This window comes from Clostridium pasteurianum BC1, from assembly GCF_000389635.1.
Classification (GTDB): Bacteria; Bacillota; Clostridia; order Clostridiales; family Clostridiaceae; genus Clostridium_I; species Clostridium_I pasteurianum_A.
Window position 1 is genome coordinate 4,533,445 of record NC_021182.1, and the last position, 24,088, is coordinate 4,557,532.

Consider the following 24,088-nt stretch of genomic DNA (forward strand, 5'->3'; position numbering starts at 1 on the left):
ATTACGAATTAACTCAAATATTTATCAATTTATATGATAAAGAGTTAGGTGTAGAACCAATAAGCAAATCTAGTTCTACACCTAACTAAAACATTATATATGCTTTTTTAGTACTTCTTTTAAGGCTGCCTTTGGTCTAAATCCAACTAATGTTTCAGCTATGTTTCCGTCTTTAAATACCAGTACCGTAGGAATGCTTGCTATCTTATATTGACTTGCAACAACTGGATTTTCGTCTACATTTACCTTTACAAATTTGGCCCTATCATTTAATTCTTCTGATAAATCGTTAATTACAGGTCCAAGCATTTTACATGGTCCGCACCAAGCTGCCCAAAAATCTACTACTACTGTTCCCTTTTTAACTTCTTCCTGAAAATTACTATCATTAATATCTTTAACCATTGAAATCTCCTCCTTTAATATACCACCCTATAGGTATATTACATAAAACTATTAATTTATTAATAAATTATTTAAATTATTTAAATTATTTAAATTATTAATTTCTTACTATTTTTATAATATTATATATTATTTAATATGAATTATCAATAGAGTTAAATCTTGAATAATCTCTATATTAATTATACATCATATGGCCTTTTACAACCACTAAATATAAATATATTATTGCCCTACAGTCTAAATATTATAGGGCAATAATAAAAATAAATACTTAGATTAATTTTTCAGTATATCCTTTGACTTACTATTCATTTTCACATGCCTTATTTCATAAGTATATACTATATTTTTTTCCAATCCAGTATCTATATATAAAAATACAAATGTAATTATTGCATACTATACTCCTGAAAAATTTTCAAAAATATTTCCTATTTTTTCTTCTAACTTGCAGTTTTCAAGTAAAAGTTCACTTATATTTTTTATACTATCTTCGTCACTACTAGCCTTAATTATTTCAAAGGCTTTTTTATAATTTTCACTTGCTATATTAAACAACTTTGATGCCTCAATTATCTCATTATTATCCTTAAAGCGCTCTTCAAGAAATTTTGCATTATCCTTCCTTGTATAAGCTAAGGTTTCAAGTATCCATTGATTATTAAAATTATTTGTTTCTTTGAGAACTTTTGCAAATTCTTTAATCGCTTTAGCTCCAGAATAAACGGCTTTATTTATTTCTCCAGTAAGGCTGTTGCCATTCCTTTTTAAAATTTTATTTATATTTATATTTTTTTCTCTAGTAGTAAAAATACAAAAGCCATATCTCCAGGGTTTTCTAAATTTAGCATTCAATTTGTTAGTTGCATCTATAAGTTTTTGCTTGGAAACATATTTTTTTTCTTTATTATCCTTTCCCATAGTCTCATAATAATAAAAACCAGCTCTATCATAACCTACTAAAAGTTCACTGTTTGGATAAAAGCCATCTGTGCCTAAAAGAGTGGACATATCTAATTGAACCATTACTGGATAACCTTGTGAAATATACTCTTTTATGCTGCCAACAAAAGCATTAGGACTATAGGTTGTACGATAATCCATATGAAGTCCCATAAATGGTGCAGCAATTCTCAATCCTTCTATAGGTTCACTAAAGGGTATAAAATTCTTTTTTATAGAATTAAAACTAACTCCATAAGTATACCCCATAAGAAAATTTATATTATCCGTGGATATACTTTCTTTGGGATAAACCTTATCATTTATCATTTTAATAGCAGCAGCTTCTTGATATTGTTTTTCACTAGAAACTCCTTTTAAGCCCTCTATAACAGTTTTTTCAGGATATCGTGGTATTCTGCCAAATTTTATAGATTTTGGTCTATAGGCTTGATCATAATATTTCTTTTGATAAAAATTAATAATTAAAAAATATAAAAATATAATAACTATTATTGCTACCACAATAGTGGTGATAATATTAAGTACCATAGCTTATCTCTCCTTTATATGAAAATCACTATCTAATTGTATAAATTAAGGCTATCTCTTAAAACTTGAGATAGCCTTACCCAATCATATTATAAAAAACCTTTACATGACTACTTTATTAAACAAGCTTCCTCTCTATTATAACATCTATTTTAAGAATCCACCAATATAACCAAGTATTCCTAGAGCAAACATTCCAAATATTATTGCAATAGCACTAACTTTTTTCTTTAATAAATGCATGCATAAGAAAGTTAATAATAATGGTAATAATCCTGGAATTAATGAATCTAACATGCTTTGAACAGTAGTAATAACCATCTTGCCATCTGGACCTTTAACTGATGAAATTACTAATGGCACATTTATACTAGTCCATTTTGAAACTAAAGCTCCCATTATGAAAAGTCCTACTATTGATGCACCTTCAGTTATTTTCTGTAATGTATTTCCAGATGCTTCTGATACTATTGATGTTCCCTTTTCATATCCATAGTGAATACCATGCCATAAAGTTAGTATTCTAATTATGTTAAATGGTATAAAGAATAATAGTGGTCCTATAATGCTTCCTGTAGCTGCCAGCGATGCACCTAGTGCAGCAAAAATTGGTCTTAAAGTTCCCCAGAATATAGGATCACCTACCCCGGCAAGAGGTCCTATAAGTCCTATTTTTACACCACTTATAGCTGCATCATCTATAGGAACACCGTTCGATCTTTCTTGCTCCATGGCAGCTGTAACACCCATTATAGGAGCAGCCATATATGGCTGTGTATTAAAGAATTCCAAATGTCTCTTTAATGCTGCTGATTGGTCATCTTTATTTTTATATAATCTCTTTATTGCTGGAATCATTGATACACAAAATCCCATACTCTGCATTCTTTCAAAGTTGTATGATCCTAGTAGGAACCATGAACGCCAGAACATACTTTTCAAATCACTTTTGGTTAATTTATTTTCACTCATATTAAAGCCCCCTTTTACAAATCATCTAATTCATCGTGAACTTGAACCTGGCTGTACTTAGGATTCAATTGTATATAGAATATAGCCGCTGCTAAACCTACTATACCGAAGCCAACAAGCGTAAAGGTAGTAAATGCTGCAATTACAAAACCAACGAAGAAGAATGGCATTAAATATTTAGCTTCCATCATGTTAATTACCATAGCATAACCAACAACAACTATCATTCCACCAGCGATTTGTAATCCTCTTGTAACAGGTACAGGTATTGCATTAAGCATTGATTCAACACCACTGGTTCCTGCTACTGCTGCTACCAATGCAGCTGGTATTGCAATACGAAGTCCTTGAAGTGTAAGTGCTGTAAAATGGGCTATTTCTATTCCTCTAAAGTTAGCTTCTTCAGCGTATTTATCTGAAAGATGCTGGAAGAATACAGCTATAGTTCTAACAAATATAGTTAGAACCTGGCCAGCAGCTGCTATTGGTATTGCCACTGCTATACCTGAAGTTATTGGCTGATGTCCGGTTATTACCAGTATTGTAGCTACAACGCTGGCTAATGCACTATCTGGCCCCATTGCTGCTCCAACATTCATCCAACCTAATGCTAAAAGTTCCAGAGTACCTCCCAAAATAATTCCTGTCCTGATATCTCCAAGTACAAGGCCTATTAATGTACAAGCTATTATAGGTCTATGAGTTTCCATGGAGTCAAGTACGCTTCCCATACCAGTTATCATTGCAACAACAAGTACTAAAATAAATTGAATAGTAGACATATATAATCCCCCTTTTTTATATTATATTTGCTTCCATCCCCTTAACTTTACTTTTGATACCGGAGCTATGAAAGCTATATCAGAAAAGAGTTCCCCCTTATAACAGTCTATATATTATTCCTGTTTAGTTTTTATAGAGAGACATCTTTTATGAACAATTACCAGCAAGCATTATAAATCTTTTATTTTGCTCATTACATCAACTTTTGAATCACTTGCAATTTTCCTTAGTTCCAGTTCAACTCCTAATTCATGCATTTTCTTTAGAGCCTGAATATCTTCCGCTCCAAGAGATACTGCACTGCTAATCTGAGTTCTGCCTTCCTTATAACACATTCCTCCAAGGTTTACGGACTTAATATCCATCCCACCTTCAATGAGTCTTAAAACATCCACTGGGTTTGTACACAATATTAATGCTTTAAAAGAATCATATTTTGGATTTTTATAAACTTCTAGCGCTTTCTCAATAGGTAATACATAAGCTTTTATTCCTGGAGGTGCAACTTGTAAAATCAGGGTCTTTCTTAAAGTGTCCTTAGCAACGTCATCACTGCAAATTATTATTTTATTACATTTTGATTCCTTTACCCAAACAGTAGCAACCTGACCATGTATTAATCTATCATCTACTCTTACAAAATTTATATTCATTCTAAATTCCTCCTTTAAATCGTTTACATATTTAATAATTATGTTTTTACTTTTTCCTGAAATAATCAAACAATTTTTTTATAATTTTTAAGGTATATAAGGCTATTAGTAATAAAAGTATCAATTAAGATTTAATATAATTGCTTTTTAATTTATCTTTATTTTCTATTACAATTCATCATCTTCTTGTTGTACCAAAACTTCTCTTAAGGATTTTACACCATCCTGCGCTGCTTTCTTAGCTGTATCAACTAATTCATCAAAATCTGAAGAATCTCTAACTCCATATACCTCCAGCAGCATTGGTAAATTAATTCCAGTAACAATATCCATATTTTTATTTTCTGATACTATTCTACTTGCTGCATTAAATGGACTTCCTCCAAATAAATCTACTAGGAAAAGTACTCCCTGCTTTAAATCCAATTGTTCTAATTCTTTCTCATATTTTTTCACGAGGTCATCTGGTCCCTCTCCTGGTTCAAAAGTAACCGCTGAAACGTTTTCTTGTTTCCCAAATATCATTTCAGATGATCTTAATATTTCTTGTGAAAACTTACCATGAGTTCCTATAATTATAGCTGTCATTCTCATTCCCCCTTATCTTTATAATACTAAGTTGCTTACACTTATTTATATAGCAACTATCATGCCAAACTTGTGTATCAAAAAATAAAAATTCACAAAGTCGCTATTTTATTGACTTTGTGAATAATATTTTTTAATGTAAGCCTTGTCATTAATACACTTATTTTATTCTTAATACTCTGTTTGTCATATAATATATTTATTTAATCATTTCTGATACGAAACAAATTTCATCTTCACTAAGATGTACATTTATTGACTTTTCAAATACTTTATTTGCTTGTTCAATACTATGAATAATTTTTTTATCTAATTTACTTTTGTCATCTCTATACACTAAACTATCTTTAATTACAGCCCTCTCTAGAGCACATCCCACATGTACCATTAATCTGATACGAATAGAATTATCAAATTTTATATCTAATTCATCCTCTAATACACTCATAAAATCAAATAATACACTTATTATTTTAGCTGGATTAAGATAAGTTAAAAATTGATTTAAACTATCTTCACACAATTTTCTTGATACAATATTCTGCTGCTTTTCTTCTACAAAGATAAACTTATTTTTTATTATATCTGATAGTACCTCTTCTCCATTTCCACCTATTAAAGCTTCAATAGAAATGAAAGGAACGTCTATTTTAGGATCCACAATGCCAACTGAAGCTATTATTTTATATTTTTTTTGTATTGATTCTATATTTTCTGAGAGCTTTCTTATGCCAATTGGAATTACCTTTATTTCTTCATTAGTTACATTGGATACAACATTTTCTACTAGAGTTTTTAGTTTTTCCGCTGTCCCCTCACCAGTGGAGCAAATAGTAATTATTACTTTTATACTATCATCCTCATTTTGTATTATTTCCTCCCTGTGGCCATATCCCTTAAAATCTTTCATTGAGTGATAAACACTTTCTAAATCCATATCCAAAATATTAGCTTTTCTGATGGCTTCCAATACTATAGGTGTAGATACCATATCTACAGTTTTCACCTTAATGCCAGTCCTTTCAGATATTATTGTACCAAAATTGGAGAGAGAACCCATATCTACTAACAATAGTACGCCCTTACCACTGTCAAGTTCTTTTGTCTTTTCTATTACTCTCTCTAAAACTTCTGTAGGGCTAACATCTAATGGCATATCTAAAGCCTCTATAGTACTATTTCCTAAAAGCTGTTTTGCTACATCTACATACTACTAGCAGTGCTGCTTCCGTGAGCTGCTACAATTATACCTACACGTTCATTACTTTTTTCTTCTTGAATAGAACTTAACAACAAGGTTAAATATACCACTTCAATTTCAGGAACCATTATATTAAACCTTTTTTCTACCATTGCTTTTATTTCCAATGCTATATTAAATTGTTCCCTCTTATCATCAATAATCCCTTCCATATTTGTATATTTCAAAGCTTTTTTTGCTTTTAATCTATTTAAAAAGGAACTCAAATGGAGGCTTAATGCATATAAAAATCTATCTGGAAGCTTTTTATTAAGCTCCTCTTCAATCATATTAATGACCTCTTCTGAAAATCTTAATATATCTTCATCTACTATTTTTAATATTCTATCTCTGTCATTTTCATTATTTTTAACTTTGTTATAAAAGGATTTAATATAAACATTGATATCTGTAGTTATAAAATTATTTATATATTCTTTATCCGCTCCACCTTCTTTTAATATAGTGGCTTTATCTTCTATTATCTTATATAGATTAAAAGGCAAATCATAGGCATCTGTATCGCTTAATTCATTGTATCCATCGGTGTTACTGTTAACTGAGAATTTAAATAACTTGAAATTTCCTCCATTTCTTTTCGCTTACCAGTTAGATAAACTAGTCCACTTTTTATATCTGCAGGAAGGCTTTTAAATTGAATTTCAATATATTCCTTATTAGTCATGCTATTTAAAAACCCTTTTGCACATATAAGCTGTATATTTGACTTTACCTGTCCAATATTACCATAGGAAGTACTACCTATAAGTGCTTTTACTACCTCATCTTCAATCTTTATGGCTTTATTTACTCTATGTGCCTCATTGGAAAATAAAAATTTTATTAAATCTATTTTATCCTTTGCTGTTCTCTCCTCAAAACTTGGGATAGATATAATTATTGGTATTCTTCTAACAAAGGTTTTTAACAATGATGAATTAGGATCTTCAGTAGTAGCTCCAACTATCAAAATACATGAATTTCTATTTCTCTCTGTTTCACCTAATCTGTTAAATTTACCTGTGTCCATAAAATAGAACAACATTTCCTGGCCTTCTGGTGGTAATCTGTGTATCTCATCTAAAAACAAAATACCACCATTTGCCTTTTCAATTATTCCAGCTTTGTCAGTGTCTGCTCCAGTATAGGCACCTTTAATATGCCCAAATAAATGCGATATTAAGAGCTGAGGATTATTATAATAATCTGCACAGTTAAATACAATAAAAGGTGAATTTTCACCCAATTTTTTAACGTATTTTGCATGGTTATACATCATATTGGCAAATAAAGTTTTACCAACTCCCGTCTGACCTACAATTAAAGTATTTAAACCATTAGGAGGATATAAAATTGCAGCCTTCGCCTGCTCAATTTGATTTTTGAGACTTGTTTTAGCTCCTATAAGTTTATCAAATGGAGAATTTTCACTATTTGCTTCATTACTAGTGATCAAAATATCTTCTATTCCCTTTATCTCTATAGATTTAGCCTCCAACTTTATATTTAAGATTCTCTCAACACACTTTTTATCTATATACAACACAGGTCTGGATTTTATTTTTATTATCTTATCACTTCTAAGCAGCTGATTTAATTCCATACTTACGTTATTTCTAAGCATATTCAAATTTTCTGATATTTCAGCTGCACTAAAACCACTTTTATTTTTTAGGCTTTCCATGTCGAACTTTTCTGTTCTTTCTATAATATATTCATATATCTTTTCTATTCTTTTCAATTTATCACTTCCTTGTATAATATTAATACACTTAATACTATTGTATTACTAATAAGCATATTATAAAATGCATTACTGTATTTTTTCAAACATAATTTTAATTTCAATTAGCGATTATCTCACAAAAGTATATTTAATAAAAAATAGCTACTACATGTTGTAAACATTTTACATTAAAAATACTATAAATAGTATAGTGGAAATTAATTTATAGCTTTTTATAATTCAATCAGCTTATATATTTAAATTTACATGTAAATTTAATACTCTTATTTCCGATAAATTAAATATATAAATTTAGAATAAATACCCTAAGTCAGTGCATAATAATCAAAATAAAGTATGTTAGTTTTATTAATTATCAATTAATCCTACCTACTTATAGTTTTATTTTGGAGAAAATTATGATAAAGTATAATAAATCCAGGAGGTAGTTATGAAAAAGAATAATTATATTAAACCAAATAAAGAAATATTAAAATCACGACTTACAAAATTACAATATACAGTTACACAGGAAAATTCTACAGAAAAACCTTTTGAAAATGAATACTGGAATTTTAGCAAAGATGGCTTGTATGTGGATATTTGCAGTGGAGAACCACTATTTACCTCAAAGGATAAATTTGACTCTGATTGTGGATGGCCAAGTTTTTCAAAACCTGCAGAAGCAGAAAACATAAAAGAAAACTTAGACACTTCTCACGGCTTGGTAAGAACAGAAATAAGAAGTAAATATGGTGATTCTCATTTAGGCCATGTCTTTAATGATGGACCTAAAGATCTGGGTGGATTAAGGTATTGCATAAACAGTGCTTCATTAAGATTTATACCTAAAGATAAACTTAAAAAAGAAGGTTATGAAGATTACCTGTATCTTTTCGATTAAGTCATTTTCAAATATATACCTAATGGCAGAAATACATCAATTTATCTAGAGATGTAGCCCTGGTATCTTCCACTTAAAGAAAAGCAGAGAACCAAAATCTTTGATTTTGTGTGAATCGCTTTCACAGAGTGCGGCGGGAATATTGCAGCGGCTAGTCATCAGATAAAAAAGTGGCATAGTATAATACCTATACTATGCCCAATCTTTATAATATATATTTTAAAACTAGAATTAGCAATTAATTAATTATTCATGATATATTTTTTTGCACTTAATATTGAAGATGCACTCATTGAGAATTCATCTAATCCATATTGAGTAAGTGTTGGAATAGCTTTTTCATCTCCAGCCATTTCTCCACACATTCCACACCATTTTCCTTCTTTATGAGCTGCTTCTATTGTCATCTTTATTAATCTAAGCACTGCTGGGTGCATTGGATTATATAAATAAGACACTTTTTCATTCATTCTATCTGCTGCTAGTGTATATTGAATTAAATCATTAGTTCCAATACTGAAGAAATCTACATATTTAGCAAGTTCATCAGCCATTACTGCTGCTGCTGGTATTTCTACCATTATTCCTGTTTCAAGATCAGCATTAAATTCTTTTCCTTCAGTTCTAAGTTCTTCCATACATTCTCCCAAAACCTCTTTTGCTGCTAAGAATTCTTCTAATGAAGAAATCATCGGGAACATTATTTTTAAATTACCAAAAGCAGAAGCTCTAAGTAATGCTCTTAATTGAACTTTAAATATATCTTTTCTGCCAAGGCATAATCTTATAGCTCTATATCCAAGGAAAGGATTCATTTCCTCTGGCAGTGGCAAGTAAGGAAGCTTTTTATCTCCACCTATATCAAGTGTTCTTATAACTACTGGTCTTCCTTCCATTCTTTCTACAACATGCTTATAGGATTCAAATTGTTCTTCTTCTGTTGGCATTGAATCTCTATCCATATATAAGAATTCTGTTCTGAATAAGCCTATACCATCTCCACCATTTGCTAAAACTCCTTCAACATCATGAGCCTTACCTATATTTCCACATACTTCTACACGTTTTCCTGCCTTAGTTTTAGTTTCAACATGTATAAGTTTTTTAAGTTCTTCTCTTTCTGCTTCAAATTTAGCTTTTCTTTCAGTATATATTTTTAAAATAGCTTCATCTGGTTTTATTATTACTTCACCTTCAATACCATCTACAATAACCAAATCTCCATTTTCAACATTTTTTGTTATATCATTAAGACCAACTACTGCAGGAATTTCAAGAGTTCTAGCCATTATGGCACTATGTGAAGTTCTTCCTCCAATATTAGTTAGGAAACCAATAACCTTACTTCTATCAAGTTGAGCCGTATCAGATGGTGTTAAATCATGAGCTACTATTACAGTATTATCCTTAACATCCTCATTTCCAGTTATTGTTCCTGCAAGATTTCCAATCAATCTTTTTCCAACATCTTTAACGTCTGCTGCTCTTTCTCTCATGTACTCATCTTCAATGGCAGCAAAAATACCCATGTACATTTCCACTACATCAGAGACAGCCTTCTCTGCGTTTATTGAATCTGAATCTATCTTACCTTCAACAGCTCCAGTAAATTCAGGATCATCTAAAAGCATAATATGACTTTCAAAAACAGCAGCCTTATCAGCTCCTAATTCTTTTTCAGCTTTTTCTTTTATTTTTTGTAACTGTACTCTTGAATTTTCAATAGCAGAATTCAATCTTTCCTTTTCAGCATTTATATCATCTATTTTTTTATCAGTAATTTCAACTTCCGTATTAGTTTTTATTACAACATTACCAATAGCATATCCTTTTGAAGCAGCAATTCCTTTTTTCATCTTTCTTCCTCCTAATTTCTACACTAATTTTCTATACTAATATATTAAGCAAAAGCTATGCCAAATTTAGTTTAAACATCTGAAAATAAATAACAAGATAAAAATAAAAGGTATATTTTGCGTTATACAGTGAACAAATTCTGATAATAGATACTATCAGACGCCTCTATTGACGCAGTATGATAGTAAATAGTCCAGTATACTATCTAATTATTTATTTCATTATGCCTTATTTTATATATAATAGTTTTCTATATATAATCAGTTTTTATGTACACTATTGCTTGATATTTTTTATCAACATATTTTTACATCGATTTCATAATTTTTTTAAATAAACTTATAGATTTATTATAAAATAAGGTGTACAATCTACTTGATAAAAAATATCAATAGATTTTATAAATTCTGATACTTTTTATCAATAGCAACTAAAGGAGATTATTATGTTTAAAAATTGTATTGTTGTAAATTGTAAAAATGGTATCCATACAAGAATTGCTGCCATGATAGTGCACAAATCTTCTGAACTTAAAAATATTTATAATATAAATCTCTATATAAAAAAAATAGATGCAGTAGAACCAATGGCCATAAGTATGCTGGCTTTAATTTCACAAAGAATACAGAATGGAGAGATGATTGAGGTTTCCTGCAAAGAAGATTCTCTTGTTGGGCAAAAGGCAGTACTGGAACTTTGTAATTTTATAGCCAGTGGATTAGAACTTAATGATACTCCTATTTCCAACTTAGATGCCATAATTGAACAAAATACTATTGCAAATGAGCAGATTCTTGAAAATATTCCTCTTGGTATAATCGTAATAGATGCACATTCCTATATTATTTCAATGAATCAGTATGCATTAGACATTGTTAAAAAAAATAGTGAAGAAGTACTTGGTAAATCTGTTTCAACCATTATACCAACTTCTGAATTACCATCAATTATTTCTTCTAAAGAAAAGCAGCTAGGTAAAACGCAACATATAAATAATAAGATAGTATTAGTAAACAGATCCCCCATAATCTCAAATGGTGAGGTAATAGGAGCCATTGGAATTTTTCAGGATATTTCAGAAGTATTGGGAATGAAGGAACTAAACGAAAAATTTAAAAAAATATTGGAGACTTCTCATGATCTAATATGTTTTGTAGATGAACATAGAAAAATAAGTTATGTGAATCCTCCCTATGAAACTAGTTTTAATTTAGAAGCTTCAGATATACTAGGAAAAGACTTGATAGATATTTCTCCAGAAGGATATAGAATGAAAGTATTTAATACAAAGAAGCCTATTGAGAACCAATTATATAGTAAAAATAATGTTGATATTATCTCAACAGTAGAGCCAATTTTTATAGATAATTATTTTAAAGGTGTCCTTTCTATATCAAAAACAGTAAATGAAATAAAAGATATAGCTAGTAAGCTTGAAAAATCTGAGGAAGAATTGAGCTACTATAAAGCTGAGCTAAAAAGACATACAATGCTCAGTGGAAACTTTAATAATATTATTGGTAATTCAAGAGTTTTAAAGGATGCACTAATTATAGCTGATAAAGCCTCCGTTACTACCTCTACAGTTTTAATAAGAGGTGAAAGTGGTACTGGAAAGGAATTGGTAGCAAAGGCCATTCACAACAATAGTGCTAGAAAAGATAAACCTTTTGTAAGAATAAACTGTGCTGCCATACCTGAAAATTTATTTGAAAGTGAACTATTTGGATATGAAAAAGGTGCTTTTACTGGAGCATTAAAAAACAAGCCCGGTAAATTCAGCATAGCTAATGAAGGTACAATTTTTTTAGACGAAATTGGTGATATGCCAAAACCTATGCAGGTAAAATTGTTAAGAGTAATTCAAGAGAGAGAATTTGAAAGTGTGGGAGGTCTATTAACTCACAAGGTAGATGTAAGAATAATAGCTGCGACTAATAGAAATTTAGAGGAAATGATTAAAACGGGTGATTTCAGAGAAGATCTATATTATAGATTAAATGTAATAACAATTCCTCTTCCTTCTCTAAGAAAAAGAAGAGAAGATATAAATTTATTAGTAGAACATTTTATTAAAAAGTTAAGTTTAAAACTAAATAAACCTATAAATTCTATTGACATCGAAAGTCTCCAATATCTGCAAAATTATCATTGGCCCGGAAATATACGTGAACTTGAAAACATTATTGAAAGAGCTATAAACATGTGCGACAAAGATATTATTACCTCAAAAGATTTGCCTATGTATATAACCAATATTATACCTCAAAATAACGGTCTGATTAATTTTAAAGAAAATGATGATTTAATGAGGCTTGAAGATTACGAAAGAGAAATAGTAACATTGGCAATGAAAAAATATAAAACTTATAACAAGGCTGGTAAGGCTCTTGGAATTACCCATAGAACTGTAGCTTTAAAGTGCAAAAAATATGGTATAGAAGTTTAGAAACGAATTTTTTAGATACATTTATGATCGAAACCTGGTTCATTGTATGATTCATTATGAAGGAATAAGAATATACGAGAAAAATAAAAGTGCATAAATGAAAAAATCCTTGGACAAACGGGCTTAGCTTGGTAATTATACTGATGTCAGTTGGTACATACTAAAAACCCCTCAACTCTAAGCACAGCGTAGGCAGTTGGAGTATGTCACTGCTTATATATCAATAGATAAAAATTAGGTTGTCCTAAAATATGTAATTATATATTTTAGGACAACCATTTATTTATATGAATTAACTATTTTTTATAAATCTAATATTATTCCTCAACAACGTCTTTCTTAAGAATTGTAAGCATAATAGCTGTTACAACCATACCTGTAGCTATTGCTATTATATATAATAAAAGGTTTGTCATTACATTTGGTATAACTAATACCCACAATCCACCGTGTGGTACTGCAAGTTTGCAACCAAATAGCATTGATAATGCTCCTGCCACTCCTGATCCTGCCATAATTGAAGGTATAACTTTTAATGGATCTGCGGCAGCAAATGGTATAGCTCCTTCTGTTATGAATGATGCTCCAAGAGCCCATGCTGCTTTTCCTGCTTCTCTTTCTTCCTCTGTAAATTTCTTTCTAGCTATTACTGTTGATGCAAGTGCTATTCCAAGTGGTGGTACCATACCTCCAGCCATTACTGCTGCCATGATTCCTGAGCCTCCTGCAACTATTGTTCCTGTTGCAAAAACATAAGCTGCTTTGTTAACTGGACCTCCCATATCAAAGGCCTGCATAAGTCCAAGTATTAAACCAAGAATTGCTGCATTAGCCCCTTGTAAACTCTTTAACCATGCAAATAATCCATCATTAAGTGCTTTTACTGGACTACCTAAAATATATACCATCAATAATGCCATAATAATTGTAGACAATACTGGTAAAATTAATACTGGCATTAATCCATCTAATGCTTTAGGAAGTTTAACAAATTTCTTTATTCCTACAACTACATAACCTGCTGCAAAACCTGCTACTAGTGCTCCTAAAAATCCTGCACCTATAGTGCTTGCCAGAGCTCCACCTACAAAACCAGGAACAAGACCAGGTCTATCTGCAATTGAATAAGCTATATATCCTGCTAATACTGGAATCATAAGAGCAAAGGCCTGTTTACCAGTTGAAAATAAGGTTTCTGCAATGGAACCATGTACATTATAAACATAAATTCCTCCAAAAGCAAAACCTAAAGCTAAAAGTATACCTCCTGCTACAACAAATGGAATCATAAAAGATACACCTGTCATTAAATGTTTATAAGGACCAGTTCTATTGGATCTTTCTTTTGATTTAATTTTTTGTACATCATCTATTAATTCTTTTTTATCTGACACTTTTACTTCTAATGCCCTAGTTATAAGTCCCTTTGCATCCTTTATTGCCTCTTTAACAGGCACCTCAATTAATGGCTTTCCAACAAATCTTGATTTATCAACATTCGTGTCTGCTGCTATTATAACTGCATCAGCTTCTCTCAAATCGTTTTCATCAATGATATTTTCAGCTCCTACAGACCCCTGAGTTTCAACTTTAATTTCATAGCCCATTTCCTTAGCTGCTATTTGAAGCGCCTCTGCTGCCATATAAGTGTGTGCAATTCCAGTAGGACAAGATGTTACTGCTACTAGTTTTTTCATAAGTATTCCTCCTAATTTATCAATATAATTATTTAAAATATTTATTACATATGTTGCAATAAATTATATTCATAATATAATATCTCATTTAAGTAACTGCTATTTAAATGCTATTTATTAAATGAACAGTCTTAATTACAACTTATATACCATAAGAAAAATCAAAAATATATTATTAATACTTAAAACATCAATAAAATTTTAATAACGTTTACATGATATAAATTCTTATATACCTATATCATTATTCAAAAATCTTAATAAATTCTTCAAAATCATTTACATCATATAATTTTTCCCTTACTTCTGTATGCATAAGTTTTCTTGATATTTCACTCAATGCCCTTAAATGAACATCACTAGACTCCTCTGGAACAGCTATTAAGAAAAATAAATGTGCAGGCTTATCATCCATTGATTGATAATCTATACCTTCTTTACTTAGTCCAAAAGTTATTGTTGCTTCCTTAACTGCTGAGCATTTTCCATGGGGAATGGCTATACCCATACCTATTCCTGTAGAAAATTCCTCCTCTCTTTTTATTACAGCTTTCTTTAATTCATCCTTATTTGTAACTTTACCATCTTCATACAATATTTCTATTAGTTCATCAATAGCCCCCTCCTTACTATCAGCTTTAAGATTAAAATTAACTCTTTCCTTTGAAAACATATCCTTAGTTGCCATTTAAAATTCCTCCTTTATATTTTTCCAATTTTATTCAATTTATTCACTAACTATAAACTCAATTCCCTGTCTTATAAAATCATTAATTATTTCTTTTGAAATATCTCCGCTAGTAACTACCGTAGATACCTGTGTAATAGGACATACAACTGAAAAACAAACATTTTCAAACTTTGAACTATCTGCTACAATTATTATTTTATTAGCTGAATTTATCATAGCCTTTTTTACTTGTGCTTCCGTTATATCTGGCGTAGTAACACCATCAGTCAAAGATATTCCATTAGCTCCTATAAATGCTTTATCTACCCTAAAATTTTTCAACATCTCTTCACAAGTGTATCCAACCATAGATCTAGTTGTTTCCCTTAGAACGCCTCCTGTTAAAATTAATTTCACATTATTTTTACTAGATAATTCTACCGCTATATCTATTGAATTAGTTATGACAGTTATATCCTCTGCGGTTATATTCTTAGATAATTCTAAGGTAGTAGTTCCTGAATCAAGGATTATTGTATCTCCATCATTTATTATGCCAGCTGCGGATTTACCTATAAAATATTTTTCCTCATTCTTTTTATCCTTCTTATCTATAAAAGATGGCTCAAAATTTATTATTTGTATTTTTACTGCACCACCGTGTGTTTTTTTAAGAAGTCTTTTACTGTCCATTTCTTGTAAATCTCTTCTTATGGTAGCTTCTGATACACTAAAACGTTCGGAAAGTTCATTTACTTTTACGCTGCCATTTTCATGTAATATTGAACTAATCTCTCTTTGGCGCTCTTCTGCAAACATATCTATCACTCTCATTTTAATAAATTTGTATTTGTTTATGTCCTTTTATGTACTCATTGTAAACCTTTACTGAATATTTGTCAATATATTTTTGATTATTTTCGATTACTTTTTTATTTGATTATTATATTTACAATAATTAAAAAAATTAACTTTTTTAAACATAATAATAGGTATATTTATACTTTTATTTATACTTTTGATCATCACTCCGACAAAAACCCACTAACAAATAAAGAATTTCTATATTGGAAAAAATTTTAAAATCAAAATTTAAATGTACAATACTCATAAGTCCACAAACTTACAAGTATTACACATATCTAATCGCATCTTCTCTATATTTTAAAGCTACTCCAACGTATAAACTTCCAAGTATACTTAAAAGATGTAGTTCATTTTATTATTTGTTGAAATTCAGGACTATTTCTCACATTTGCAAAATCTTCTTCATTTCTAGCCACATCCTTTATATTACTTTGCATACTTATGGCTATTTTAAGATTTGCCACTGTATTAGCAACATCACCTTCTCTGCCATATACAGCAGCTTTTCCGTAATAACTCCACACCCTATTCTCTATCTGTAAATCTTTATTGTACCAGGTTAATGCCTCGTCATAGTGACCATATAATTCTAATGCTAAAGCTTTATTAAAAGTTCCATATCCATAATTCGGTTCAATTTGCAAAGACTTATCAATTTCTTGCATGCCCTCGTCATATGTACCTGATCCTAAATAACAAAGAGCTATACCTTTCACTGCATGTGCTCTATAATTATTAGGATCTTCTGCTAAAACTTGGCTTTCTTTATTTATAGCTTGTGAGTACTGTTTTGCTCCAAAATCATTATACCCCTGCTCACATAAATCATCTAATTTTTTTCTTTTTGCATTTAATTCTTCCTTTTTCTTATCCTGTGCAAGCTTATTCTCATTCGCTTTAATAGTTGTATTTGACTGCGTATTGTTATTTTCATTTCTAATATAATTAGCAGCTTTATGATTTGTATAATTAAACTTCGCATTATAAATCAATATTATAATAGCAAATATACAAAATACACCTAATATCACTACTCTAATTTTAAAGGGAATTTTTTTATACATATTTTTCCTCCATTAATTATTTTTAATATATAAGTTGCAATTAAAATTGTTCATTTAGCAAATAACATTTAAATAGAAACTGCTCAAATAAAATAAATATTTTATTATAAATATAGTTTGTTGCAACAACATATATATACTATATTTTAAATATCATTTAGTAAATATTGTTATTATTATACATTCTATTAAGTTAATTTAATACAAATTATTCTTAAAGTTTTAATTTTTTTACTTTTATACATAATTTTTTATTTTATATTTTAAAAATGAATTTTAATTATAATTTTATTCATATTTTATGTAAAAATATGAATATCAATGTATTATTTTGTATATCACTATATGTTGTAATAATTTCGAAATAATATTACAATATATAGTGTCAAATAATTTACATATGCACCATAATAATAAATAAACTTTTAATTTTAAAGTGCCTAATAAGTATTATATATATAGATTTACTTATTACAAATTACCCCTTATTTTTTGATAAGAGCACACTAATAAGCGTGCTCTTATTGACTAATTACATTAACTTAATTAAATCTATTACCATAATATTTGTTTACATATGCTAAATACATTTTTCTCATTACATCTAGTGTTTCTACTTGAGTATGTACTTTATTTTTGATGCAAGTATCAGCTAGTTCATTGCAAATAAAGCATTTTCTCTTTTCATAACCAAATTTCCTCCTTCCTATAGGTCTAGAATCAGAACTATACACATCAATATCTATGCACTTTCCCAACATATGCTTATCTTCTATTTCCATACAAGTTTTTTTTGCCTTTATTTCATCCATATTTAAAAGTATCGTTACTATAGGACCTTCTAATGTAATTCTAAAAATTTTTAAATAAATTTCATTATTAAAAATTTCTGTTATTATATTATCCATACATTTAATAATATTTACCGTAATATTATTATCCCTGTTGTTACCCGGATAGTTTACTTTCATTGATAAAAGTGTTTTTTTATATTTATCTATTAATTTTTTCTGAAAAACATATCTTTTTTCTCTATCTAAAAATATTGCATGATTATCATATTCCATATGTGCCGAAGAATTATCAATTATATATTCTCCTTTAACTCCCTCCTACTATAGTTATAACAGAGCTAATTATTAAATATTTTTTTTCATGTTTAAATACTGCTCCTTTCCATATTCATAAAGATTATTTCCAAAACTATCGATTATTACAATAGCGGGAAAATTTTCTACCTGAATTTTTCTTATAGCTTCAGACCCCAAATCTTCATAAGCTATTATATCTGATTTTTTTATACACTTAGATATTAAAGCTGCCGCCCCCCCTATAGCTCCAAAATATACTGCTTTATTTTTTTTCATTGAATCAATAACTTCATTTGATCTTAATCCTTTACCTATCATTCCTCTTAATCCCATATCTAAAAGCTTTGGTGTATATGAATCCATCCTATAACTGGTAGTGGGACCCGCTGAACCAATGGGTTTATTGGGTTTTGCAGGTGTTGGACCTACATAATATATAATCTGGTCTTTAACTTCCATTGGCAAATCCTGTTTTTTATCCAAAAGTTCAATTAATCTCTTATGTGCAGCATCTCTAGCAGTATATATCCACCCTGAAATCAATACCTTGTTTCCTACCTTTAATTTACACGCCTCTTCCTCAGTAAAAGGAATATTAAGCTTTATATCCATTATATACCTCCAAAATGTATAGCTCTTACTTAGTAAGTAATTTATCTATAATATTCTAACTACATGTCTTGTTACATGGCAGCTTATATTTACAGCTACAGGTAGACCAGCAATATGAGTTGGAAATGTCTCTATATTTACACCTAAAGCAGTAGTTCCTCCTCCAAATCCTTGTGGTCCTATGCCCATCTCATTTATTTTTGCCAACATCTCTTCTTCAAGTTTACTATAAAATAAATTTTTATTTCTAACATTTATAGGTCTTAGAAGTGCTTTTTTGGAGAGTAATGCAGCTTTCTCAAAAGTACCCCCAATTCCTATTCCCACTACAATAGGTGGACATGGATTAGGGCCAGCCTCCTTTACTGTATCCAATATAAAAGCTTTTACCCCTTCCAATCCGTCTGAGGGCTTTAACATTTTAATCTTACTCATATTTTCAGATCCAAACCCCTTAGGTGCTATAGTAATTTTTATATTTTCACCCTTTACAATTTCATAATGAATTATAGCAGGCGTATTATCTTTAGTATTAATTCTTTCAAGAGGATCACTTACCACAGATTTTCTTAAATATCCTTCCTCATAGCCTTGCCTTACCCCTTCATTAACAGCATTCTCTATAAGCTCCCCTGTAATATGTATATCTTGTCCTATTTCTAAAAATACACAGGTCATCCCAGTATCCTGACATATAGGAACCTGATCTTCTTCTGCTATTTTACTATTATTCATTATTATCTCAAGGGTATCTTTTGATATGGCAAATGTTTCTTTTAAATATGCTTTTTCAATTGCATTAAAAATATCCTTCGGTAAATAATAATTTGCCTCAATACAAAGGTTCTTTACAGCCTTAGTTATTTCCTTAGAATCTATTTGTCTCATATATTCCTACCTTTCATTTCTGTATTTATTTATACTCTTATATTTATTACACCACCTATGATAAATAATTTCAATATTTAATTGTCCATGAACCCAGCAAGCAATCCATAAAACCATTGGTAAGCCTTAATTCTCTTCATAAAAAAATTTTATAAATATGTCTATACCAATACCTGCACAAATTGCCTGCTTAATCTAAGTTCAAAATACTAATAATATATATTTCTCAGGAAATATGTCATTATTTATTATTTATTATCATTAATATAATAGGCTTTTATAGATTTACACAATGATTCTACTATTTTTTGTTGATATTCTTCACTTTTTAATTTACTTTCATCAGAAGGGTTTGACAAAAATCCACATTCCACAATAACAGATGGAATATCTTTTCTGCACCTTAAAATTTTATAAGAATCTAATGCCGCCTTCTCAACTCTTTTACTGTCATCACTTAAATCACTTCTAAAATTTTCTTGTATGATATGCGCAAGCTTTTGGCTATCTGGATTAGATGAATACCATACCTGTGATCCATAATATTTGCTTTGAGGAAACATATTAAGATGTATGCTTATAAACATATTACAATTACTTTCATCTTTCATTTTACATCTATTTTCTAAATCCTCATTCTTCTTCTTTCTAATTTTGCCCGAATCAGTATATAACCCTTTGTCCTCCTCACGTGTCATTACTATTTTAAAGCCTTCCTCTTGTAAAGCCTTCCTCAATTTTAAGCTTATACTTAAATTAATATTTTTTTCTACAGTTCCATTTTTCGACTGAGCTCCACCATCCATCCCACCATGTCCTGGATCTATTAATATTATTTTTTTATCAGCAGCTTTAACTTTAAAATGACTTTGTATTTCAGAAGCATCGACAAAATCATTCAGTGAAAAAAATATTAATAAAAAAGTAATTATAGTTACATTAAATATCTTTAATTTTTTTTTCACCATGCTCACTCCTCTATATAAAAATTTTATACTATCATCAAACTTATTATGTACTATATTAGATATTTTAGTCGCTTCTTAAGTAGATCAATAAATAAAGTTATTAAAAAAATAAAAATCACATTTATTTTAAAACGTGATTTTTACACTCTATGATATGATATCTCACAAAAGTATATTTAATAAAAGGTATATACTATATATTGCAAAGATTTCACATTAAAAACACTATAAATGGTATAATGAAATTTAATTTACACTTTTTGTGATTTAATCACAATATAATTAAAGCAAGACAAATTAATTTTTTAGAACATTTATATATAAATTATAATATTTTTAGTATTAAGGAAAATATACTTGAAATTAAGATGCACACAGGTATAGTAACTATCCAAGCCCACAATATATTTTTTGCAATCATCCATTTAACAGAAGATATTCTATGAGATGCTGCAACACCCATAATAGATGAGGATATAATTTGAGTGGTACTAACAGGGGCATTCATCATTGTGGATGAAAAAATAACTGCAGCAGCACTGGTTTCAGCAGCAAATCCATTTATCGGTGCAAGCTTTGCCATATTCATTCCCATGGTTTTTATTATTTTATATCCACCAACAGAAGTGCCCAATGCCATTGCTAAGGCACAGGCGCCTTTTACCCATAAAGGAATATGGAAACTACTGATTAATCCACCACTTACCAATGCCATAGCTATAACTCCCATAGACTTTTGAGCATCATTTCCCCCATGATTTATTGCAATAAGCATGGCTGAGCATATTTGAGCTTTTGAGAAAAACCCTGATACTACTGATGGTCTGGTATATCTAAGTAGCCACTGAAGAGCGATCATAAATAAATATCCAAAAATAAATCCAACTATTGGTGCTAAAAATAAAGGTATTATGACCCTAATAAGAAAAGTTGTCCAATTAACCACCGAAAAAGATGTTTGATACACAATAGCTGATCCAATTAAACTTCCAATCAATGCATGTGAAGAACTGCTTGGAATTGCAAAATACCATGTAAACAAATCCCAAATTATAGCACTTGAAATTGCCACAATTATAACAGTAGGAGATATTAAATTCGGATTCACAATTCCATCTCCTACAATTTTTGCAACTTTCTCATTCATAAAAGCACCTAAAAAATTAAAGGAGGATGACATAACTATAGCCCACTTCATACTTAATACTCTGGTGGATACAGAAGTTGCAATTGCATTTGCACTATCATGAAATCCATTTATAAAATCAAAAAGTAAAGCTAAAACCACAATTATTACTGATAAATATATTACTGAACTATGCATTCTTCATAGCCACTCCCTCAATAAGATTTGCAATTGATTCACAAGCGTCTAATGTATTCTCTATATATTGATATATTTCTCTCCATTTAATAACATCAAGAACCGGTATATTTGCAACAAATAATTGTCTTACGGCATTTCTAAATAGCAAATCTCCTTCTTCTTCAATTTTATTTATTTCTATAATAATTTCTGTAAGCTTAGTATTATTTCTCATATTTTTAAATTCTTCCATTAACTTGATTATGTAGGCACAACACTTAACTATGAAATCAGCTAATATTTTTGCTTCCTCTTTTACTATATCTACATTAAACATTACAAATCTGCTGGCACTTGCCTCCATAAAATCTACTATATCATCCATTTCCTTTGATATAGAATATATATCTTCTCTGTCAAAAGGAGTTATAAATGCTTTATTAAGTTCATTTAATATATTATGCTGCTGGTTATCACAGATTTTTTCCATTTGCTTTATTTCCTTTAATTTTTCATAAGGATTAGATATATCTTCTACAAAAGCTTTAAATAACAAAGAAGTTTCATGAATGGTATATGCATTTTCAATAAATAAATCATAAAATTTTTCATCCTTTGGAGATAAGCTAAACATATTGATCCTCCTATATTGATATAAATATTCAATAACTAAGTAATTATATCATACATTAATATAAAACATAACAATAATATATAGAAACTGTACTTAATAATATACAATCTATGCATCCAATATTCATAAGTTTTATATAATATTAAATCTAAATGCTCTGAAGTTCCATTATTATGTTAAAAACTTTTTATATGTCTCCAATTACCAATGTAAAATTTACAAAGCAGAAATTGTAGTAAATATATATTGATTTTCAACAACAAAAAAAGAGAGGAAATTCCCCTCTTTGAAAACCAACTATCTCTTTGAGAATTGTGGAGATCTTCTTGCTTTCTTTAAACCGTATTTCTTTCTTTCTTTCATTCTTGGATCTCTTGTTAAGAAACCAGCTTTTTTCAGTTCTCCTCTTAGTGATTCATCAGCTTTTAATAGTGCTCTTGATATACCATGTCTTATAGCTCCAGCTTGACCTGTGAATCCTCCACCATTTACATTTACAAGAACATCAAATTTATCCTTTGTACCAGTTAAAACTAGTGGCTGATTAACTATTACTCTTAAAGTTTCTAATCCAAAATATTTTTCTATCTCTCTTTTATTTACTAAGACTTTACCTTCTCCTGGTACAAGTCTAACTCTAGCAATAGATTTTTTTCTTCTACCTGTTCCAATATATTGTACTTTAGCCATTTTATATCCTCCTTCCAACTATACTTAATATGTCAATTTTAATACTTCTGGCTTTTGAGCTTCGTGATTATGTTCATTTCCTCTATATACTTTAAGCTTTTTAAGAACCTCTCTACCTAATACTCCACTTGGAAGCATTCTTCTTACAGCTTCCTGAAAAACAAATTCAGGTTTTTTAACTAATGCTTCTTTGTAAGGTATTTCTTTTAATCCACCTGGATATAATGAGTGGTGTCTCAGCATTTTTTGATCTAATTTTTTTCCTGTTAAAACTATCTTCTCAGCATTTATAACAATAACAAAATCTCCAGTATCTACATTAGGTGTAAATGTAGGCTTATTTTTTCCTCTTAATATCAATGCAATTTGACTTGCTGCTCTACCTAAGGTTAATCCATCAACGTCAACAACATACCATTTTCTTTCAACTTCTTGCGGTTTCGCAATGTATGATTTCATTTTTTTCCCTCCCTGAACTTTACATAAATTACGTTCTATGTCAAAGATCCGGGGCTAGTGGATCTTTT

At 29.6% G+C, this 24,088-nt stretch carries 21 protein-coding genes and 1 pseudogene; 2 read left to right on the forward strand and 20 right to left on the reverse strand.

The window, feature by feature from the left end; translation table 11 throughout:
- Nucleotides 1-93 precede the first annotated feature (93 nt).
- The 7 genes and pseudogenes from trxA to CLOPA_RS21045 form a co-directional block, all read right to left on the reverse strand.
- Nucleotides 94-405: a thioredoxin gene (gene trxA / locus CLOPA_RS21015; protein WP_015617438.1), complete on the reverse strand. Its 312-nt coding sequence runs from the start codon at nt 403-405 to the stop codon at nt 94-96.
- A gap of 402 nt (nt 406-807) precedes the next feature.
- On the reverse strand, nt 808-1,902 hold the full coding sequence (locus CLOPA_RS21020; RefSeq protein ID WP_015617439.1) for a hypothetical protein: 1,095 nt from the start codon (nt 1,900-1,902) through the stop codon (nt 808-810).
- A gap of 147 nt (nt 1,903-2,049) precedes the next feature.
- A complete protein-coding gene (gene manZ, locus CLOPA_RS21025) occupies nt 2,050-2,874 on the reverse strand; it encodes a PTS mannose transporter subunit IID (protein WP_015617440.1) in 825 nt (274 codons plus the stop codon).
- A gap of 14 nt (nt 2,875-2,888) precedes the next feature.
- Nucleotides 2,889-3,656: a PTS mannose/fructose/sorbose transporter subunit IIC gene (locus CLOPA_RS21030; protein WP_015617441.1), complete on the reverse strand. Its 768-nt coding sequence runs from the start codon at nt 3,654-3,656 to the stop codon at nt 2,889-2,891.
- Nucleotides 3,657-3,827: 171 nt separating this feature from the next.
- Nucleotides 3,828-4,310 (reverse strand): PTS system mannose/fructose/N-acetylgalactosamine-transporter subunit IIB, encoded by a 483-nt coding sequence (locus CLOPA_RS21035; RefSeq protein WP_015617442.1) that lies wholly within the window; start codon nt 4,308-4,310, stop codon nt 3,828-3,830.
- Nucleotides 4,311-4,478: 168 nt separating this feature from the next.
- The gene (locus tag CLOPA_RS21040; RefSeq protein ID WP_015617443.1) at nt 4,479-4,898 is read right to left on the reverse strand and encodes a PTS sugar transporter subunit IIA; all 420 of its coding nucleotides are present in this window, start codon (nt 4,896-4,898) and stop codon (nt 4,479-4,481) included.
- A gap of 199 nt (nt 4,899-5,097) precedes the next feature.
- Nucleotides 5,098-7,879: pseudogene (locus CLOPA_RS21045) on the reverse strand (sigma 54-interacting transcriptional regulator).
- Nucleotides 7,880-8,315: 436 nt separating this feature from the next.
- On the opposite strand from CLOPA_RS21045, the gene msrB reads away from it, so the two are divergent.
- A complete protein-coding gene (gene msrB / locus CLOPA_RS21050) occupies nt 8,316-8,768 on the forward strand; it encodes a peptide-methionine (R)-S-oxide reductase MsrB (protein ID WP_015617444.1) in 453 nt (150 codons plus the stop codon).
- A 242-nt stretch (nt 8,769-9,010) separates the two neighbouring features.
- Here msrB and ptsP read toward each other — a convergent pair whose 3' ends face one another.
- The gene (ptsP, locus tag CLOPA_RS21055) at nt 9,011-10,624 is read right to left on the reverse strand and encodes a phosphoenolpyruvate--protein phosphotransferase (protein ID WP_015617445.1); all 1,614 of its coding nucleotides are present in this window, start codon (nt 10,622-10,624) and stop codon (nt 9,011-9,013) included.
- 446 nt (nt 10,625-11,070) lie between these two features.
- Here ptsP and CLOPA_RS21060 point away from each other — a divergent pair, with 446 nt between their 5' ends.
- Nucleotides 11,071-13,074 carry a sigma 54-interacting transcriptional regulator gene (locus tag CLOPA_RS21060; RefSeq protein WP_015617446.1) on the forward strand — a complete coding sequence of 668 codons (2,004 nt, stop codon included), beginning with the start codon at nt 11,071-11,073 and terminating at the stop codon, nt 13,072-13,074.
- A gap of 317 nt (nt 13,075-13,391) precedes the next feature.
- On the opposite strand, the gene CLOPA_RS21065 is transcribed toward CLOPA_RS21060, so the two are convergent.
- From CLOPA_RS21065 to rplM, 12 genes are all read right to left on the reverse strand, one after another.
- A complete protein-coding gene (locus CLOPA_RS21065; protein ID WP_015617447.1) occupies nt 13,392-14,771 on the reverse strand; it encodes a PTS fructose transporter subunit IIC in 1,380 nt (459 codons plus the stop codon).
- A gap of 244 nt (nt 14,772-15,015) precedes the next feature.
- Complete coding sequence (locus tag CLOPA_RS21070) at nt 15,016-15,459, reverse strand: PTS sugar transporter subunit IIA (RefSeq protein ID WP_015617448.1); 444 nt, start codon at nt 15,457-15,459, stop codon at nt 15,016-15,018.
- A gap of 39 nt (nt 15,460-15,498) precedes the next feature.
- Nucleotides 15,499-16,275, reverse strand: a complete 777-nt coding sequence (locus CLOPA_RS21075) for a DeoR/GlpR family DNA-binding transcription regulator (protein ID WP_242834244.1) — start codon at nt 16,273-16,275, stop codon at nt 15,499-15,501.
- Between the two features lie 380 nt (nt 16,276-16,655).
- Nucleotides 16,656-17,372 carry a tetratricopeptide repeat protein gene (locus tag CLOPA_RS21080; protein WP_015617450.1) on the reverse strand — a complete coding sequence of 239 codons (717 nt, stop codon included), beginning with the start codon at nt 17,370-17,372 and terminating at the stop codon, nt 16,656-16,658.
- Nucleotides 17,373-17,914: 542 nt separating this feature from the next.
- Nucleotides 17,915-18,439 (reverse strand): citrate lyase holo-[acyl-carrier protein] synthase, encoded by a 525-nt coding sequence (citX, locus tag CLOPA_RS21085; RefSeq protein ID WP_015617451.1) that lies wholly within the window; start codon nt 18,437-18,439, stop codon nt 17,915-17,917.
- 72 nt (nt 18,440-18,511) lie between these two features.
- Nucleotides 18,512-19,075 carry a Fe-S-containing hydro-lyase gene (locus CLOPA_RS21090; RefSeq protein WP_015617452.1) on the reverse strand — a complete coding sequence of 188 codons (564 nt, stop codon included), beginning with the start codon at nt 19,073-19,075 and terminating at the stop codon, nt 18,512-18,514.
- Between the two features lie 45 nt (nt 19,076-19,120).
- Nucleotides 19,121-19,963 (reverse strand): fumarate hydratase, encoded by an 843-nt coding sequence (locus CLOPA_RS21095; protein WP_015617453.1) that lies wholly within the window; start codon nt 19,961-19,963, stop codon nt 19,121-19,123.
- A gap of 248 nt (nt 19,964-20,211) precedes the next feature.
- Nucleotides 20,212-20,931, reverse strand: a complete 720-nt coding sequence (cwlD, locus tag CLOPA_RS21100) for an N-acetylmuramoyl-L-alanine amidase CwlD (RefSeq protein WP_015617454.1) — start codon at nt 20,929-20,931, stop codon at nt 20,212-20,214.
- A gap of 325 nt (nt 20,932-21,256) precedes the next feature.
- Entirely contained in the window at nt 21,257-22,255 is a 999-nt protein-coding gene (locus CLOPA_RS21105) for an inorganic phosphate transporter (RefSeq protein WP_015617455.1), read from the reverse strand.
- Nucleotides 22,248-22,871 (reverse strand): DUF47 domain-containing protein, encoded by a 624-nt coding sequence (locus CLOPA_RS21110; protein WP_015617456.1) that lies wholly within the window; start codon nt 22,869-22,871, stop codon nt 22,248-22,250. Before CLOPA_RS21110 ends, CLOPA_RS21105 begins: the two co-directional genes overlap by 8 nt.
- Nucleotides 22,872-23,168: 297 nt before the next feature.
- A complete protein-coding gene (rpsI, locus tag CLOPA_RS21115) occupies nt 23,169-23,561 on the reverse strand; it encodes a 30S ribosomal protein S9 (protein ID WP_015617457.1) in 393 nt (130 codons plus the stop codon).
- A 24-nt stretch (nt 23,562-23,585) separates the two neighbouring features.
- Nucleotides 23,586-24,020 (reverse strand): 50S ribosomal protein L13, encoded by a 435-nt coding sequence (rplM, locus tag CLOPA_RS21120; RefSeq protein WP_015617458.1) that lies wholly within the window; start codon nt 24,018-24,020, stop codon nt 23,586-23,588.
- Nucleotides 24,021-24,088: the final 68 nt, after the last annotated feature.